15 protein-coding genes are annotated in these 16,059 nt (G+C 74.1%); 12 read left to right on the plus strand and 3 right to left on the minus strand.

Features of this window, described 5'->3' with window-relative positions:
* Window positions 1-47: 47 nt before the first annotated feature.
* The 10 genes from ACYVDA_RS10825 (at window position 48) to ACYVDA_RS10870 (ending at window position 9,149) form a co-directional block, all read left to right on the plus strand.
* Window positions 48-503: a YkvA family protein gene (locus ACYVDA_RS10825; protein ID WP_460818238.1), complete on the plus strand. Its 456-nt coding sequence runs from the start codon at window positions 48-50 to the stop codon at window positions 501-503.
* Window positions 504-713: 210 nt separating this feature from the next.
* Window positions 714-1,070, plus strand: a complete 357-nt coding sequence (locus tag ACYVDA_RS10830; protein WP_460818240.1) for a sterol carrier family protein — start codon at window positions 714-716, stop codon at window positions 1,068-1,070.
* Window positions 1,071-1,084: 14 nt separating this feature from the next.
* Window positions 1,085-2,503 (plus strand): M20/M25/M40 family metallo-hydrolase, encoded by a 1,419-nt coding sequence (locus tag ACYVDA_RS10835; protein ID WP_460818242.1) that lies wholly within the window; start codon window positions 1,085-1,087, stop codon window positions 2,501-2,503.
* On the plus strand, window positions 2,496-3,314 hold the full coding sequence (locus ACYVDA_RS10840) for an inositol monophosphatase family protein (protein WP_460818244.1): 819 nt from the start codon (window positions 2,496-2,498) through the stop codon (window positions 3,312-3,314). The genes ACYVDA_RS10835 and ACYVDA_RS10840 overlap by 8 nt, the downstream gene beginning before the upstream one ends.
* A complete protein-coding gene (locus tag ACYVDA_RS10845; RefSeq protein WP_460818720.1) occupies window positions 3,314-3,985 on the plus strand; it encodes an ABC transporter ATP-binding protein in 672 nt (223 codons plus the stop codon). The genes ACYVDA_RS10840 and ACYVDA_RS10845 overlap by 1 nt, the downstream gene beginning before the upstream one ends.
* 8 nt (window positions 3,986-3,993) lie before the next feature.
* Window positions 3,994-5,520 (plus strand): DUF6297 family protein, encoded by a 1,527-nt coding sequence (locus ACYVDA_RS10850; protein WP_460818245.1) that lies wholly within the window; start codon window positions 3,994-3,996, stop codon window positions 5,518-5,520.
* A 44-nt stretch (window positions 5,521-5,564) separates the two neighbouring features.
* Window positions 5,565-7,124, plus strand: a complete 1,560-nt coding sequence (purF, locus tag ACYVDA_RS10855; RefSeq protein ID WP_460818248.1) for an amidophosphoribosyltransferase — start codon at window positions 5,565-5,567, stop codon at window positions 7,122-7,124.
* Between the two features lie 23 nt (window positions 7,125-7,147).
* A complete protein-coding gene (gene purM / locus ACYVDA_RS10860) occupies window positions 7,148-8,221 on the plus strand; it encodes a phosphoribosylformylglycinamidine cyclo-ligase (RefSeq protein WP_460818250.1) in 1,074 nt (357 codons plus the stop codon).
* A gap of 166 nt (window positions 8,222-8,387) precedes the next feature.
* On the plus strand, window positions 8,388-8,585 hold the full coding sequence (locus tag ACYVDA_RS10865; RefSeq protein WP_460818252.1) for a DUF3073 domain-containing protein: 198 nt from the start codon (window positions 8,388-8,390) through the stop codon (window positions 8,583-8,585).
* A gap of 351 nt (window positions 8,586-8,936) precedes the next feature.
* Window positions 8,937-9,149, plus strand: coding sequence for a BldC family transcriptional regulator (locus ACYVDA_RS10870; RefSeq protein WP_297607256.1), 213 nt, complete (start codon window positions 8,937-8,939; stop codon window positions 9,147-9,149).
* 179 nt (window positions 9,150-9,328) lie between these two features.
* On the opposite strand, the gene ACYVDA_RS10875 is transcribed toward ACYVDA_RS10870, so the two are convergent.
* Complete coding sequence (locus ACYVDA_RS10875; RefSeq protein WP_460818256.1) at window positions 9,329-10,258, minus strand: patatin-like phospholipase family protein; 930 nt, start codon at window positions 10,256-10,258, stop codon at window positions 9,329-9,331.
* A 209-nt stretch (window positions 10,259-10,467) separates the two neighbouring features.
* Between ACYVDA_RS10875 and ACYVDA_RS10880 the strand changes: the two genes are divergently transcribed.
* A complete protein-coding gene (locus ACYVDA_RS10880) occupies window positions 10,468-11,556 on the plus strand; it encodes a CDP-glycerol glycerophosphotransferase family protein (RefSeq protein ID WP_460818258.1) in 1,089 nt (362 codons plus the stop codon).
* A gap of 31 nt (window positions 11,557-11,587) precedes the next feature.
* Here ACYVDA_RS10880 and ACYVDA_RS10885 read toward each other — a convergent pair whose 3' ends face one another.
* Both ACYVDA_RS10885 and ACYVDA_RS10890 read right to left on the minus strand, forming a co-directional pair.
* On the minus strand, window positions 11,588-12,796 hold the full coding sequence (locus ACYVDA_RS10885; protein ID WP_460818259.1) for a TerC family protein: 1,209 nt from the start codon (window positions 12,794-12,796) through the stop codon (window positions 11,588-11,590).
* A gap of 130 nt (window positions 12,797-12,926) precedes the next feature.
* A complete protein-coding gene (locus tag ACYVDA_RS10890; RefSeq protein WP_460818261.1) occupies window positions 12,927-15,005 on the minus strand; it encodes an acyltransferase family protein in 2,079 nt (692 codons plus the stop codon).
* A gap of 182 nt (window positions 15,006-15,187) precedes the next feature.
* Here ACYVDA_RS10890 and ACYVDA_RS10895 point away from each other — a divergent pair, with 182 nt between their 5' ends.
* The gene (locus tag ACYVDA_RS10895) at window positions 15,188-16,054 is read left to right on the plus strand and encodes a hypothetical protein (protein ID WP_460818263.1); all 867 of its coding nucleotides are present in this window, start codon (window positions 15,188-15,190) and stop codon (window positions 16,052-16,054) included.
* The last annotated feature ends 5 nt before the right edge of the window (window positions 16,055-16,059 follow it).

A 16,059-nucleotide genomic window follows, 5' to 3' on the forward strand; every position in this document is an offset into this window, starting at 1 on the left:
GCGCAGGGCGCCCCGCTCGACCGTCGTACGGCCGGTAGGTTCGCCGCGTGCCGCACCCGACCGCCCCGTTCCTCACGCTCCCCGGATGGGCGACGCCGGTCCTCGGGGTGCTCGCGGGCCTGCTCCTGGTGTGGGTGGTCGTGGTGGCCGCGTTCTACGTCGCCGGACGCCGCAGCGAGGAGCCGACGCGGTTGCGCGACGCCCTGCGGCTGCTGCCCGACGTGCTCCGGCTGGTGCGCGCGCTGGCCGCCGACCCGACGCTGCCGCGCGGCCTGCGCTGGCGCCTCGGGCTGCTGCTGGCCTACCTGCTCTCGCCGGTCGACCTCGTCCCGGACTTCGTCCCGGTCGCGGGGTACGCCGACGACGCGCTGATCCTCGCCTGGGTCCTGCGCTCCGTCGTGCGCCGCGCCGGCCCCGACGCGCTCGACCGGCACTGGCCCGGCACGCCCGAGGGCCTGGCCGTCGTACGCCGACTCGCCGGCGTCCCGCCCACCCGCCCGTGACCAGACGAGCCCCCTCGCCCGCCAGGTGAGCCTCCTCGGACGCCACATGAGCCTCCTCGCCCGCCAGACGAGCCTCCTCGCCCGCCAGACGAGCCCCCTCGGCCGCCACACGGGCCTCCTCGGCCGCCAGGTGAGCCCCCTCGGGCGCCACACGGGCCCCCTCGGCGACCGCGGGAGGTCCCGGTCGGACCCCGGGGCTACCGTGGCGACGTGCCCCGCCTGACCCCCGCCGACCCCGCCGAGGTGGCCGCGGCGCTGGCCGACCCGGACCGCGGGCGGGCCGGGACCAAGCTGCTGGTCAAGCACTTCCTGGCGGTCCTGTCCGACCGGGCGCCGGGGGCGTCGGTGGAGGTCCGCGTGCCGCCGTACGCCGCCGCCCAGGTCCTGCCCGGCGTGCGTCACACCCGCGGCACCCCGCCCGCGGTGATCGAGCTCGACGCCACCACCTGGATCGCGCTCGCGACCGGGGAGCTGAGCTGGTCCGAGGCGGTGGCCGGGGGCCGCGTGCGCGCCTCGGGGGTGCGGGCCGACCTCTCCGACCACCTGCCGCTGGGCACCGCGCGTTGACCTAGGTTGGACCCATGGCCGACCCCACGACCGACTCCGTCACGCCGACCTCCGCACCGCTGTCCGCCGACCAGGTCGAGGGCCTGCGGACGCGCGTGCGCGCCGTGCTGCCGCGCACCCGCGCGGACCTCGAGGACCTGGTCCGGATCGAGTCGGTCAGCGCCGACCCGGCCCGCGCCGCCGAGGTGCAGCGCAGCGCCGAGGCCGTGGCCGCGCTGTTCCTGGCCGAGGGGTTCGACGACGCCCGCGTGGTCAGTGCCCACGAGGACGGCCGCGCACCCGCGGTCCTCGCGCGCAAGCCCGCGCCCGCGGGCCGCCCCACCGTCCTGCTCTACGCCCACCACGACGTGCAGCCCGAGAACGACCACGCCGAGTGGGACTCCCCGCCCTTCGAGCCCACCGAGCGCGACGGGCGTCTCTACGCCCGCGGCGCGGCCGACGACAAGGCCGGCATCGCCGCCCACCTGGCCGCCGTGCGCGCCCTGGGCGAGGACCTCGATGTCGGCGTCACGATGTTCGTCGAGGGCGAGGAGGAGGTCGGCTCCGACACCCTGCCCGCGCTGCTGGCCGAGCACCGCGACTACCTGCGCGCCGACGTGATCGTGATCGCCGACAGCGGCAACTGGGACATCGGCGTCCCGGCGCTGACCACCAGCCTGCGCGGCCTCGTGCGCGTCGACGTCACCGTCCGCACCCTGACCCACGCCGTGCACTCCGGCATGTGGGGCGGCGTCGTCCCCGACGCGCTGATGGCGCTGACCCGGCTGCTGGCCACGCTGCACGACGAGGCCGGCTCCGTCGCCGTCGCCGGGCTGCACGGCGGTCCTGCCGCCGACGTGGACTACCCCGAGGACCGGCTGCGCGCCGAGTCCGGGCTGGCCGAGGGCGTCCAGCAGATCGGAGTCGGCAGCGCGGTCGAGCGCCTTTGGACCCGGCCGGCTCTGACCGTCACCGGCATCGACGCACCCCAGGTCGACGGCGCCAGCAACACCCTGACCGCCAGCGCCCGGGCCAAGCTCTCGCTGCGGATCGCCCCGGGCGACACCAGCGCGAACGCCCTGGCACGGCTGGACGAGCACCTGCGCGCCCACGTGCCGTTCGGCGCCCACCTCGACGTGGCCCTGGTCGACACCGGCGAGCCCACCGCGATCGAGGCCGACGGGCCGGCGTACGACGCCGCGCGGAACGCCTTCGCCGCCGCCTGGGACGGCACCGAGCCGATCGACATGGGGGTCGGCGGCTCGATCCCCTTCATCGCCGAGTTCCTCGAGAGCTTCCCGGCCGCGAGCGTGCTGGTCACCGGCGTCGAGGACCCCGACACCCGCGCCCACGGCGCCAACGAGGGCCTGCACCTGGCCGAGTTCGAGCGCGTGTGCGTCGCCGAGGCGCTGCTGCTGGCCGGTCTCGCGACCCTGGAGGTCGAACGTGGCTGACGCGGCGGAGGTGGCTGGCGGCCTGTCCACCGAGGCGGTCCTCGAGCTCCTCCAGCAGGTGGCGGCCGAGGTGATCACCCCGCGTTTCCGCAGCCTGACCGACGCCCAGGTCGAGGAGAAGAACCCCGGTGACCTCGTCACCGTGGCCGACCGCGAGGCCGAGGAGCTGATCACCGCCGCGCTCGTCGAGGCCTACCCCGACGCCGTCGTGCTCGGCGAGGAGGCGTACGCCGACGACGAGGGCCTGCTCGAGCGCTTCCGCGACGCCGACCACGCCTTCACCGTCGACCCCGTCGACGGCACCAAGAACTTCGTCAACGGCTCGCCCGACCACGCCGTGATGGTGGCCGAGGTCCGCGACGGCGTGACCGAGCGCGGCTGGATCTGGCAGCCCGCGCACCGGGTCGCGTGGGTGGCCGAGCGTGGTGCCGGCGTACGCCGTGACGGCGAGCCCGTCCGCCGCGAGCCCGCCGGCGACCGTCCCCAGGGCGCCACCTCGATCTGGTCCCGGCGCGGCCGCGACCCCGAGGGCCTGCCGACGCTGCGCGGGTCGTGGATCTGCTGCGGCGTCGACTACCCGCACCTGATCGAGGGCGACGCCGACTACCTGCTCTACGGCCACACCAACCCGTGGGACCACCTGCCCGGGACCCTGATGCTCACCGAGGCCGGGGGAGCGGCCGCCCACCGCGACGGCACGGCGTACTCCGCCCGGTCCACGTCGGCCGGCCTCGTCGTCGCCGCCGACCCCCGCACCCTGGCCCGCGCCCTCGAGGCGTGCGCCGAGCTCTGGCCCGACCGCCGCCGCTGATGGCCTCGGACGACCCGCTGCTGCGCGTGCGTGGCCTCGTGCGCCGGTTCGCCGACGTCGCGGTCCTCGACCACGTCGACCTCGACCTGCACGCCGGGACCGCGGTCGCGCTGACCGGTCGCAACGGGGCCGGCAAGTCCACGTTCCTGCGCTGCGTGACCGGGGTCGACGTCCCCACCGAGGGCACCGTCCTGCTCGACGGCGAGCCGCTGGACGAGCGCTCGTCCCGGGTGCGGTCGGCGATGGCCGTGGTGATGGACGACCTGGACTTCTTCCCCGACCTCAGCGTCGTGGAGCACCTGGACCTGTTCGCGAAGGCCCACCGGGTGCCCGAGGCGGACTCCCTGGTGGACGAGGTCCTGGCCGAGGTCGGGCTGCTCGCCCAGGCCGGCCAGCTCCCGGGGACGCTCTCCTCGGGCCAGCGTCGCCGCCTGGCGCTGGCCAGCGCGTTCGTGCGACCCCGGCGGTTGCTGGTCCTCGACGAGCCCGAGCAGCGCCTCGACGCGGCCGGGCTGGAGTGGCTGGCCGGTCGGCTGCTGCGGGAGAAGGCGCAGGGGCTCGGCGTGCTCCTGGCCAGCCACGACCCCGGCCTGGTCGAGGCCGTCGCCGACCACGTGCTCGACCTGGGGGACGGCCCGACGGCACCCGCCGCCGACGGCCCCGCCCGATGACCCGCCCGATGACCCGGCCCGAGGGGACGGCCGGGCCGTCCCCGCGCGCCGAGGTCCGCGAGCTGCGCCGCGACCTGCGCCACTGGCGCCGGGGCCGGGCCGACACCACCCTGGCCGAGGCGGTCGGCGACGCCTACGTCGTGCTCTTCGCCGGGCTCGTCGTGACCTCGATGATCCTCAGCGTGCTGGTCAACCTCCGGCTGGTCTCCGACGCGGCCTGCTCGGCCGGGTCGTGCCGGGACGCGCGGTCGCTGCTGCCCTGGCTCACCGCCGCGGCGGCGCTGTCCCTCGCGCTGGCCGTGGCCCGCCTCTTCGGGCCGGTGTTCGTCAGCCCGGCGGTGGCGTCGTGGCTGCTCGCCGCCCCGGTGGACCGTCGCGCCCTGCTGCTGCGCCGGCTGCTGACCACGGCGCTCGGGGTCGCGGCGGCGGTGCTGGTCGTGGTCCTGGCGGCGGCGACCCTGGGCGGGCTGCCCGTCCCCGCGCTGGTCGTGCTGGCGGTGGGGTCCGCGGCCCTGACCCTGGTGGGGGTCGGCGTGGCCGCGGTGTCCCAGGCCGCGGTGTCGCAGGGCGCGGGGGCCGGTCGCGTGGGCTGGGCGTCCGCGACGACCTGGGCGGCGGCGACCGTCGCCTGGCTGGGCCTGCTCGCGCTGGCCCTGCGCCTGCCCGTCCGCGTCACGTGGCGCCCCACCCCGCTCGTCGCGGTCGTCGTCGGGCTGGCCCTGCTGGCCCTGGCCGTGGTGGCCCTCGCGGTGGCGGCACGGCGGCTGCCCCGGCTGGCCCGCCACCAGGTGGCGCCGGGCGGTCGGCTGGCCCCTGGGCTCTCGGGTGCCCTGGCCACCCTCGACCTGGCGCTGGCCTACGACGTCGTCCACGGCCACCGCTGGCACACCCACCTGCCGGTGCGGTCGCGTCGCGGCGGTCCCTCGGGCCCGGCGGCCCTGGTGTGGGCCGACGTGGTCCGGGTGGTCCGCACGCCGCGCACCGTGGTCCTGCCCCTGGCCGCCGTCGTGGTGCCGTACGCCGCCCAGGCCGCCGGCGCCGGTCGGGTCACCCTCCTGCTTGCCGCGCTGGCCCTGTTCGTGGCGGGGCTGCCCCTGCTGGCCGGGCTCAGGGTGCTCACCCGCACGCCGAGCCTGCTGCGCCTGCTGCCGTTCCCGGCCTCCACCGCCCGCCGGGCCGCCCTGGCGGTGCCGGCCGCCGTGCTCGGCGTGGCCGGCCTGGCCGCGGCACCGGCCCTGGCGCGCGCCGAGCGGGTCGACCCGGCGACCGCCGCGCTGCTCGGGCTGGCGGTCGGGCTGGCCGCGCTGACCGGGGCGGTGCGCTGGGTGTCGGGGCGGCCGCCGGACTACTCCCGGCCGCTGGTCTCCACGCCGGCCGGGGCGGTGCCGACCAACCTCTACGGCAGCGCCGCCCGCGGCTTCGACGTGCTCCTGCTCACCGTGGCGCCGGTGCTGTTCGCGCCCAGCGTCGACGGGGCGCTGGTCTCGGCGGCGGTGTCGGGGGCGGTGCTCTCCTACCTGCTGGGTCGTCGCTGAGCGCTCGGTTCCTCCTGCCCCCGGGCACCCGTACACTCCTCGTCGTGGCCAGCAACGCAACCCGTCGCGGAGACGGCCGTCTCAACCACGACATCGATCCCCAGGACCGCGGCCCCCAGGACGCGTGCGGCGTCTTCGGGGTCTGGGCCCCGGGCGAGGACGTCGCCAAGCTCACCTACTTCGGCCTCTACGCGCTCCAGCACCGCGGCCAGGAGTCGGCCGGCATCGCGGTCAGCAACGGCCGCCAGATCCTGGTCTACAAGGACATGGGCCTGGTCTCCCAGGTCTTCGACGAGTCCACCCTGGAGGCCCTCAAGGGTCACCTCGCGGTCGGTCACTCGCGCTACTCCACGACCGGGGCCAGCACCTGGCACAACGCCCAGCCGACCTTCCGCCCCACCGAGGACGGCTCGATCGCGCTCGCGCACAACGGCAACCTGACCAACACCCGCGAGCTCCATGAGCTCGTCGCGGCGCTGCCGCAGGACGCCGAGCTGGGCTTCGAGTCCCGCAAGCTCGAGGTCAGCACCAACGACACCTCGCTGGTCACGGCCCTGCTGGCCCACCACCCCGACACCTCGCTGGAGGAGCGCGCGGCCGAGCTGCTGCCGCGCCTGCGCGGCGCCTACTCCTTCGTCTGGATGGACGAGGGCACGCTGTACGCCGCCCGCGACCCCCAGGGCATCCGTCCGCTGGTCCTCGGCCGCCTCGAGCGCGGCTGGGTCGTCGCCAGCGAGACCGCGGCCCTCGACATCGTCGGCGCCTCCTACATCCGCGAGATCGAGCCGGGCGAGATGGTCGCCGTCGACGAGCAGGGCCTGCGCACGCGCCGGTTCGCCCCGGCCGCGCCCAAGGGCTGCCTGTTCGAGTTCGTCTACCTGGCCCGTCCCGACACCCTGATCTCCGGCCAGCGCATCCACAGCGTGCGCGTCGAGATCGGCCGTCGCCTGGCCGAGGACTTCCCCGCCGACGCCGACCTGGTGATCCCGGTCCCGGAGTCGGGCACCCCGGCCGCGATCGGCTACGCCGAGGCCAGCGGGATCCCCTACGGCACCGGCCTGGTGAAGAACTCCTACGTCGGACGCACCTTCATCCAGCCCAGCCAGACCATCCGCCAGCTCGGCATCCGGCTCAAGCTCAACCCGCTGCGCGACGTCATCGAGGGCAAGCGCCTGGTCGTCGTGGACGACTCGATCGTGCGCGGCAACACCCAGCGCGCGCTCGTGCGGATGCTCCGGGAGGCCGGCGCCCGCGAGGTCCACGTGCGGATCGCCAGCCCGCCGGTGAAGTGGCCGTGCTTCTACGGCATCGACTTCGCCACGCGCGCCGAGCTGATCGCCAACGGGCTGACCACCGAGGAGATCTGCAGCTCGGTCGGCGCCGACTCGCTGGGCTACATCTCCCTCGAGCGGTTGATCGAGGCCACGACGGTGCCCGAGGACAACCTGTGCCGCGCCTGCTTCGACGGCGTCTACCCGGTCAAGCTGCCCGACCCCGAGGACCTCGGCAAGCACCTGCTCGAGATGGCGCCCCTGCTCGACGCCGACGGCCTGGTCACCTCGCTGACCGGCGGTGGGGCGCCCGACGCCCTGCACCGACCCTGATCCCGACCCCAGGAGCTCCGACGATGACCGACTCCCCGACGGGCGGCGCGACGTACGAGTCCGCCGGCGTCTCCATCGAGGCCGGCGACCGCGCGGTCGAGCTGATGAAGGTGTGGGTCGACAAGGCCCGCCGCCCCGAGATGATCGGGGGCATCGGCGGCTTCGCGGGTCTCTTCGACGCCAGCGCGCTCAAGGCGATGGACCGGCCGCTGCTGGCCAGCTCGGCCGACGGCGTCGGCACCAAGGTCGCCATCGCCCAGGCGCTGGACAAGCACGACACGATCGGCTTCGACCTCGTCGGGATGCTGGTGGACGACCTGGTCGTCTGCGGTGCCGAGCCGCTGTTCCTCACCGACTACATCGCCACCGGCCGGGTCGTCCCGGAGCGGATCGCGGCCATCGTCAAGGGCATCGCCGAGGCCTGCGTCCTGGCCGGCTGCGCCCTGGTCGGCGGCGAGACCGCGGAGCACCCGGGCCTGCTGGGCCCCGACGAGTACGACGTCGCCGGCTCGACCACCGGCGTGGTCGAGGCCAGCCAGCTGCTCGGCCCGGGCCGGGTCCGTCCCGGCGACGCCGTCATCGCGATGGCCTCGTCGGGCCTGCACTCCAACGGCTACTCCCTGGTGCGCCACGTGCTGCTCGAGCAGGGTGGTCGTCGTCTCGAGGAGCACGTCGACGACCTCGGCCGCACGCTGGGCGAGGAGCTCCTCGAGCCCACCCGCATCTACGCCAAGGCGTGCCTGGACCTGGCCCGTGACACCGAGACCCACGCGATGTCGCACATCACCGGGGGTGGCCTGGCCGCCAACCTCGAGCGGGTCCTGCCCGTCGAGCTGACCGCCGACCTGGACCGGTCCACGTGGTCGCTCCCGCCGGTCTTCGACCTGGTCGCCCGCACCGGCGGGGTGGCCCGCGAGGCCCTCGAGGCGACCCTGAACTGCGGGGTCGGGATGGTCTCCCTGACCGCCCCCGACGACGCCCACGCGGCGGTCCAGGTGCTGGCCCGTCACGGTGTCCACGCGTGGGTGGCCGGCACGGTGGAGGTCGCCCCCGAGGGCGCCGGAGGCCGGGTCACGCTGCACGGCGACCACGTCTGAGGGCACCCCTCCCTCGGCGCGACCACGGCCCGCCGACGAGCCGTGCGGGGTCCCTGGGCGGGCCGACGTGCGCCGATGCCCCACGGCCGGTTAGGGTTGTGGCACGAACAGTTAACTCAGACCGGCAGCCCTGGCGGCGCCGGCCATACGTGCGAGGGGGCCACCCATGGGGCGCGGCCGTGCAAAGGCAAAGCAGACCAAGGTTGCTCGCGACCTGAAGTACCGCACTCACGAGACGGACTTCACTTCGCTGGCTCAGGAGCTCCACGGTGGTGAGTCGGCCCCGGCCGCTCGCGACGAGGTCGTGGAGCCCGACGAGTACGACAAGTGGGGCGACTACACCGAGTCGTCCACACGCGACTGACGTCTCGGCGTCCGTCACACCGGCCTCCTCTGGGCCGTGCCGCCGTTCGTACGGCTCAGGGGAGTCACCCGTCAGGCTCGGCGGGCTCGTTCGTGGGTCTTCTCGTCGCGCCCGGAGCCGGACCCCAGGATCACGCGATGACCGAGGGAGCTATGTCCGTTGTAGTCGCTCTTGTGGCGAATACACGTATTTGCGAGTCGCGCAAGGGTGGATTCGGGCTGGTCTAGAGCGGATCGGCGGTTTCCCGGCGGTTTCGTGGAATCCGGACATATCAGGTTTCGGCACCCCGGCCCCGGTGGCAGACTCTGGAACAGAGCAGAGAGCTCGCAACCAAGCATTAAGGGGAGCGCCGTGGTAACGCGACCGACTGAGACCGAATCACTCCTGACCCCGGCCGAGGTGGCCGCGATGTTCCGCGTGGACCCGAAGACGGTCACGCGCTGGGCGAAGGCCGGGAAGCTGTCCGCCATCCGCACGCTGGGCGGCCACCGCCGCTACCGCGAGTCCGAGGTCAAGGAGCTCCTGGGCGACGTCATCCCGACCCAGCGCTCCGCCCGCGACTGACCCAGTCGTCTGCAGTGACGCGCACGGGCGCGTCGGTCGGCCTCCCCCCGGGCCCGCCGGCGTCCGTGACGCCACGTGCTCCGAGGCCCCCCACCTGACCGGTGCGGGGCCTCGTGATGCGTCTGGGAGGTTCTCGCCCGCCCAGCCTGGTCCGCGGGTCGAGGGATGAGCCGCGCGGGTCAGGCGACGCGCTGGCGGCGGTCCCACAGCCGGACCACCGCGCGCCTGGGCTGTGCCGGGGAGGCCGCCGGGGTCGTCGGGGCCGGGGCCGCCACGGGCAGGCCGGCCAGCAGCTCCTCGGCCGCGGCGCGTCCGTCGTCGATGTGCTGGCGCGTCATCGAGAAGTCCGTCATCCGCACGCCCAGGTCGGGGGTGTGCATCCGGTGCACGGCCACACCGGGGCCGAGGTCGACCTCGACGCCCGCCCGCATGGCGACCCCCATGCTCGCGACGAGCACGTCGATCGGCGTACGCCCCCGGGGCAGGCGGGGCGGCACGCTGGCGTCCAGCACGAAGACGCGGGTGGGCGCGAGGTCGGCCGCGCCCCGGATCGGGACGTTGTCGGCGACGCCGCCGTCCACGTGGGGGCCCGGGAAGCCGCAGGAGGCCGGCAGGGTGACGGGGGAGAACACCGCCGGGACCGCGGCCGAGGCGAGCAGCAGCTGACCCAGGTCGCCGTGGCGGTGGTAGACCGCGTGGTCGCCGGCCAGCGGGGTGGTCACCACGCGCACGGGGACCGGCAGGTCCTCCAGCCGCTCGGTGGGCTTCCAGTCCTCGACCAGCCGCGACAGGGCCGCGGAGGAGAAGAGGTAGGGCCGCTGCCGCAGCAGGTGGCCCACGCGGGTCAGGGTGCCGCCGGGGAAGATGTCGCGGGTGGTGAGCTCCAGCCAGCGGGTGCGCAGCTCACGCACCCGGCTCAGGTCGGGGCGGGCGCCGACGAAGGCGGCGTTGAGGGCGCCGACGGAGGTGCCGACCAGTGCGTGCGGCGTGATGCCGTGCGCCAGCAGGACCTCCATCATGCCGACCTGGACCGCGCCCCGGGCCGCTCCGCCCGACAGGACGAAGACGTCGCGGTGCTGAACTCCCCGAGAGTCTGACGTGGTGTCCATGGCGTCCTCCGTGCCTCGCTGGTCCCGTCGTGCTCCTGTCCCACTATGGACACGTCGTGTCCGTTTTGGAGGGTAATCGCAATATTTGCGATACCGCGAGCGGCCACTGCGGGTCGAAGTGACGCGCGGGTGGTTCGCTACGATCCGCGGGGCCCGTCGGCCGCCGCACCCGTGCTCCCCACCCCACTTCCTCCTGGAGGCCCGTCTCCGTGCAGATCGTCTGGAACAGCTTCCACGGCCGCTACAGCGACAGCCCGCGGGCGCTGCACGACGCGCTCGTCGAGCGTGGGACGCCCGGGCTGGAGCACACCTGGCTGGCCCACCGCGACCACCGGCACCTGTTCCCGGACTCGGCCCACGTGGTCGACATCGACGGGCCCGACGCCCGCCCCGCGCTGGAGCGGGCCGACCTGGTCGTGGCCAGCTCGCACGTGCGGGTGCCGTGGACCAAGCCCGAGGGCGCGCGGTTCCTGCAGACCTGGCACGGCACGCCGCTCAAGCGCATCCACCGCGACGTGCTGTGGGCGCCGGAGGGCCTGCTCGACGAGCTCGACGAGGACGTCGCGAAGTGGGACCTGCTGCTCTCGCCCAACCCGGCGAGCACGACGCGCCTGCGCAGCGCCTTCGGCTTCGACGGCGAGGTCCTGGAGTCGGGCCTGCCCCGCAACGACCTGCTCTCCTCGCCGCGCGCGACCCAGGTGCGCGAGCGGCTGCGCCGGGAGCTGGCCATCCCCGAGTCCGCCACCGTCGTGCTCTACGCCCCGACCTGGCGCGACGCCGAGGGCTACGACGAGTCGCTGCCGGTGCCGCTGCACCTCGACCTGGAGGCGTTCGGAGCCGCGCTGGGGCAGGACTCGGAGCACGAGGTGGTGCTGCTGGTGCGCGCCCACTACATGGTCACCTCGCGGTGGGACCTCGGCGACCGGCCGTGGCTGCGCGACGTGTCGCTGCACCCCGACATCGCCGAGCTCTACGCCGTCGCGGACGTGATGGTCACCGACTACTCCTCGACGATGTTCGACTTCGCGATCACCGGGCGGCCGCTGCTGTTCCTGGCCGACGACCTGGAGGAGTACGCCGGCTCGATCCGCGGCTTCTACTTCGACCTGCTGTCCCACGCCCCGGGGCCGGTCGCGCGGTCGACGCCCGACCTGGTCGAGGCGCTGCGGTCGCTGCCCGACGTCGAGCGCGAGCACGCCTCGGCGTACGCCGCCTTCCGGGAGAAGTACTGCGTGCTCGAGGACGGGCACGCGACCGAGCGGGTCCTGGAGCGGCTGGGCCTGCTCGACCGCGCCTGAGCCGGGCGGCGGCCGGCCCGGCGGCGGTTTGTCAGAGGCGCTGGGCCGAGGACTCCGAGACGGTCTCGCCGTGCTGCTCGCGCGCCCGGTCGACGTCCTTCATCAGCCCGGGCTCGTCGCGCACCATCTGGCGGTACTTCGGGCCCAGCGAGCGGATCTGGTCGGCCTCGGCGACGAGCTTGCCGTAGACGCGCTCGCGCTCGGCGGTGTCGGCGGTGTAGTCGAGGTCGAGGTACTCCCGCACGTGGCGCCGGGCGTTGCCGATGGCGGTCTGGGCGCGCCCCTTCTTGCTCAGCAGCGAGGCCGCCACCGTCACGACCAGGACGCCGATGATCACGCCGAGCGAGACCGGGGTGCTGATCTCGATCACCTTCACGTGCTCGCCGTCGTTGATGAACGGCACGTTGTTCTCGTGCAGGGCGTGCAGGATCAGCTTCACGCCGATGAAGCCCAGGATCGCGGCGAGGCCGTAGGAGAGGTAGATCAGGCGGTCCAGCAGACCCTCGATCAGGAAGAACAGCTGGCGCAGGCCGAGCAGCGAGAACGCGTTGGCGGTGAACACGATGAAGGTGTTCTGCGTGAGGCCGAAGATGGCGGGGATCGAGTCGAGCGCGAACAGGATGTCGGTGCCGCCGATGGCCACCATCACCAGCAGCATCGGGGTCAGCACCCGCTTGCCGTTCTCGGTGGTGAAGAGCTTGTCGCCGTCGTAGTGCTCGGAGGTGTGCACGAGCTTGCGGGCCAGCTTGACCATGACGTTCTCGCTGTCGTGGCCCTCGCCGGAAGACTCCGACTTGAGCATGTTGCCCGCGGTCAGGATCAGGATCAGGCCGAAGAGGTAGAAGACCCAGGCGAAGGAGTTGATCAGGCCGGCGCCCACGAAGATGAACACCGTGCGCGCCACCAGAGCGAAGACGATGCCGAACAGCAGCACCTTCTGCTGGTCCTCGCGCGGCACCTTGAAGCTGGCCATGATGATCAGGAACACGAAGAGGTTGTCGACGCTGAGCGCCTTCTCGGTGACGTAGCCCGCGAAGTACTCCCCGCCCATCGTGCCGCCGCCGAAGACCAGGACGCCGAGGCCGAACAGCACCGCGATGCCGACGTACCCGGCCGACCACACGGCCGCCTCGCGCAGCTCGGGCACGTGGGCCTTGCGGACGTGGAAGACGAAGTCGAAGAGCAGCATCGCGACGAGGCCGACGACGGTGGCGGTCCAGACCCAGGTGGGGACGTCCATGAGTGGGCTTCTCCAGTGCGTGGTGGGAGGGGAACCAGGAGCCTAGAGGGGGTGGACAACGACGGTGGTGGCCCGCAACCAAGCGGTGGTGGGGGTCAACCAAGCCGGTCGCAGGGGTCACCTGAGTGCCCTAGTGGCCCCCGGAGCCCCCGAGCACCTTCAGGGCCCTCAGGTCCCGCCACAGGTAGGGAGCCAGCGTCCGGGAAAAGGCCACCGAGAGGTGGCTCCGGTCGTAGAACGCGTTCACCCCGCCGATGACCGCACGGCACCGGCGTGCGGTGCAGTAGAAGTCGGTGAGGTCCACCAGGTGCACGCCCGACGTGCGCTCGGCGGCCGGGGTGATCGCGTCGTACGACGGGAACGCCCTGGCCCGGGGCCGCGAGCAGCTGTCCGGGGTCACCCTCGACAGCCGGGCGAGGCACAGGTTGGGGTCGTGGTGGAAGCGCGGGCTGTCCCGGACGGCGACCACCGGGATCCCGCGCCGGGTCACCGTGGACCACGCCTGGGACAGGCCCTGGACCCGCTCCTCGCGGGTGCCGGTGAGGAACAGCGTGTAGGCGCTGGTCAGGACGACGTCGGACCGCGTGACGTGGCGGTCGACCCACGTGGCCAGGGCGGAGCGCCAGTGCTCGCAGGTGCGCTCGCGGAGCGCGTCCTGGCCCTCGAGCCGGCGGGTGCTCCAGGCGCAGGAGCTCTTCAGGACCGTCGTCACCGAGATGTCACCCCGCGCCGCGAGGTCCTTGAGCGCGGGCAGGAGGGCCCGCGCGTGGGAGTCGCCGATCAGCACGACCCGCGGCACCGAGCGGTCGCCGACCTCGCCGAAGTCGCAGGTCTTGAGGCGGTCGTCGGCGGGCTCGGGGAAGCACTCGGGGTTGGCCGGCTCGGACTGCGCCTCCGGGGCGGGCACGAGCACCGCGTCCAGCGCCGGGTTGTGGCACGGCTTGCGCGGGTCCATCGACGCCGCCCCGAAACACCTCGGGGGGTGCTTCAACAGGTCGGCGACGGCGGCCTGGCCCCGCTGGGCGGCCTGCGTGGCGGCCGAGGTGCCGAGCGCCGACGCGCCGACCAGGCCCGCGGCGACGAGCGCGGTGAGGGCGAAGGTCACGGATCGCCGCTGGATGCCGAACCGGGTCCCGAGGCGGACCGGGTCCTCGACGTACCGCTTGGTCAGGGCCGCGAGCAGGAAGGTGCCGAGCAGGATCGAGGCCTTGTCCACGGTGCGCAGGTCGTGGCCCAGGACGTAGGGCAGGAGCACGATCGGCGGCCAGTGCCACAGGTAGACGGCGTACGACACGTCCCCGACGTACTGGACGGGGCGCAGGGACATCAGCGGGACGGGTGAGAGCCGACCCCCGGGCGCGCCGGCCGCGATCACGGCCAGGGCACCGAGCACCGGGACCAGCGCCGCCGTCCCCGGGAACGGCGTCGCCGCGGTGAACGCGAAGCCGCACCAGAGCAGCGCCGCGACGCCGGCCCACGAGAGCAGGGCGCGGACGGTGTCCAGACGACCGGGCCCCGTGGACCCGGCGCCGCTCCGGGTGGCGTGCAGCGCGAGCAGCGCGCCGGCGCCGAACTGCCAGACCCGCGTGGGGGTGACGAAGTACGCGGCCGACGGGTTGGCGCCGGTCAGCCACGACGAGTAGGCCAGGCTCGCGGCCGTGACCGCGGAGAGCGCCACCGCGACCGCGACCCGGCGGTTCCACCCCATCCTCCGGGCCACGAGGACGGTCAGGACGAGCAGCACCGGCCAGACCAGGTAGAACTGCTCCTCGACCGAGAGGGTCCAGTAGTGCTGGACCGGCGAGGGCGCGTTGTCGGCGGCCAGGTAGTCCACGGCGTCGGCGGCGAGGCGCCAGTTCTGCACGTAGAGGCTCGAGGCGATGATCTCGCGGAAGCTCTGCTCCCAGGCGACCCGCGGGAGCCAGACGTACGTCGCGACCGCGGCCGCCGCCAGCACCGTGTACGCCGCCGGGAGCAGGCGCCGGGCCCGTCGCGCCCAGAACCGACCGAACGAGACGCGGCCCTCGCGCTCGACCTCGCGCAGGAGGTGCGAGGTGATCAGGAAGCCGGAGATCACGAAGAAGACGTCGACGCCGACGTAGCCGCCGGTCAGGCGGACCGGCCAGAGGTGGAAGCCGACCACCAGCAGGACGGCCGCGGCCCGCAGCGCCTGCACCTCCGGACGCAGCACGCGCTCGGAGGTGACCACCGGGGGAGTGTACGAAGCGGTCGACCTGCGCCTCCGCGCGGGATCCCGAGATCTGGACGCCGGGTTCGCGCCGGTCCTGGCGGGGTACACCCCGTACGCCGCGGTGGGGGCCTCGGCGCACGTCCGCGGTCACCCGCACAGGGGCTGCCCGGGACACCGACACGATCTCGAGGGAGCTCATCATGGTGGACGCACACGGCCAGGACGGTCAGGCAGGACTCTCGGCGGCGGAGCTCGGGGCGGAGGCCGCGACGGCCCTCCCCGACAAGGAGGTCGTCTCGATCCTCGACCTCAACGCCGACATCAACCTGGCCATCGACGCCGCCGCCCCGATCGACCTCGCCGTGGCGGCCAACGCCAACGTCGCGGCCCCCATCGACGCGGCCGTCGGCGCCAACGTGCTCTCGGTCGACTCCAGCGCCCAGGCGCTGGCGCACCAGGGCGTGGAGATCAACCAGGGCATCGAGGCCGACGCCACGGCCCACGCCGACCAGGGCAGCGTCATCGACCAGGCCCACGACGGGTCGAACCCGGTCCCGACCGCCGACGGCAGCACGACCGTCACGGGCGCGGGTGCCGACGGCGCCGCGGGTGCGGCCGCGGCCGCGGCCGCTCCGACGGTCGCGGCGCCCGACGCCGGTGCGGTCGGTGGCGCGGTGGACGGTGCGACCGGCGCGGTCGGGGGAGCGGTCGACGGCGCGACGGGTGCCGTGGGCGGCGCGACCGGTGGCCTCGGGGGCGTGGTCGACGGTGCGGCCGGCGCTGCCGGTGGTGCCGCGAGCGGCCTGGACACCCAGGGCGCGCTGTCGGGCAACCTGCTCGACGTGAACGTCAACGTCGACGGCAACGCCGACATCGCCGCGCCGATCAACGGTGCGGTGGCGGCCAACGCCAACGTCGCGGCCCCGATCGACGCCGCGGTCGGCGCCAACGTGGGCAGCGTCAACAGCGACGCGGTCGCGGTCTCGCAGCAGGACGCGATCATCAACCAGGACGTCGCCGGTTCGGCGGACGCGACGTCCAACCAGTCCTCCGACATCGGTCAGTAGTCCCG

It is taken from the genome of Nocardioides korecus (assembly GCF_054778395.1).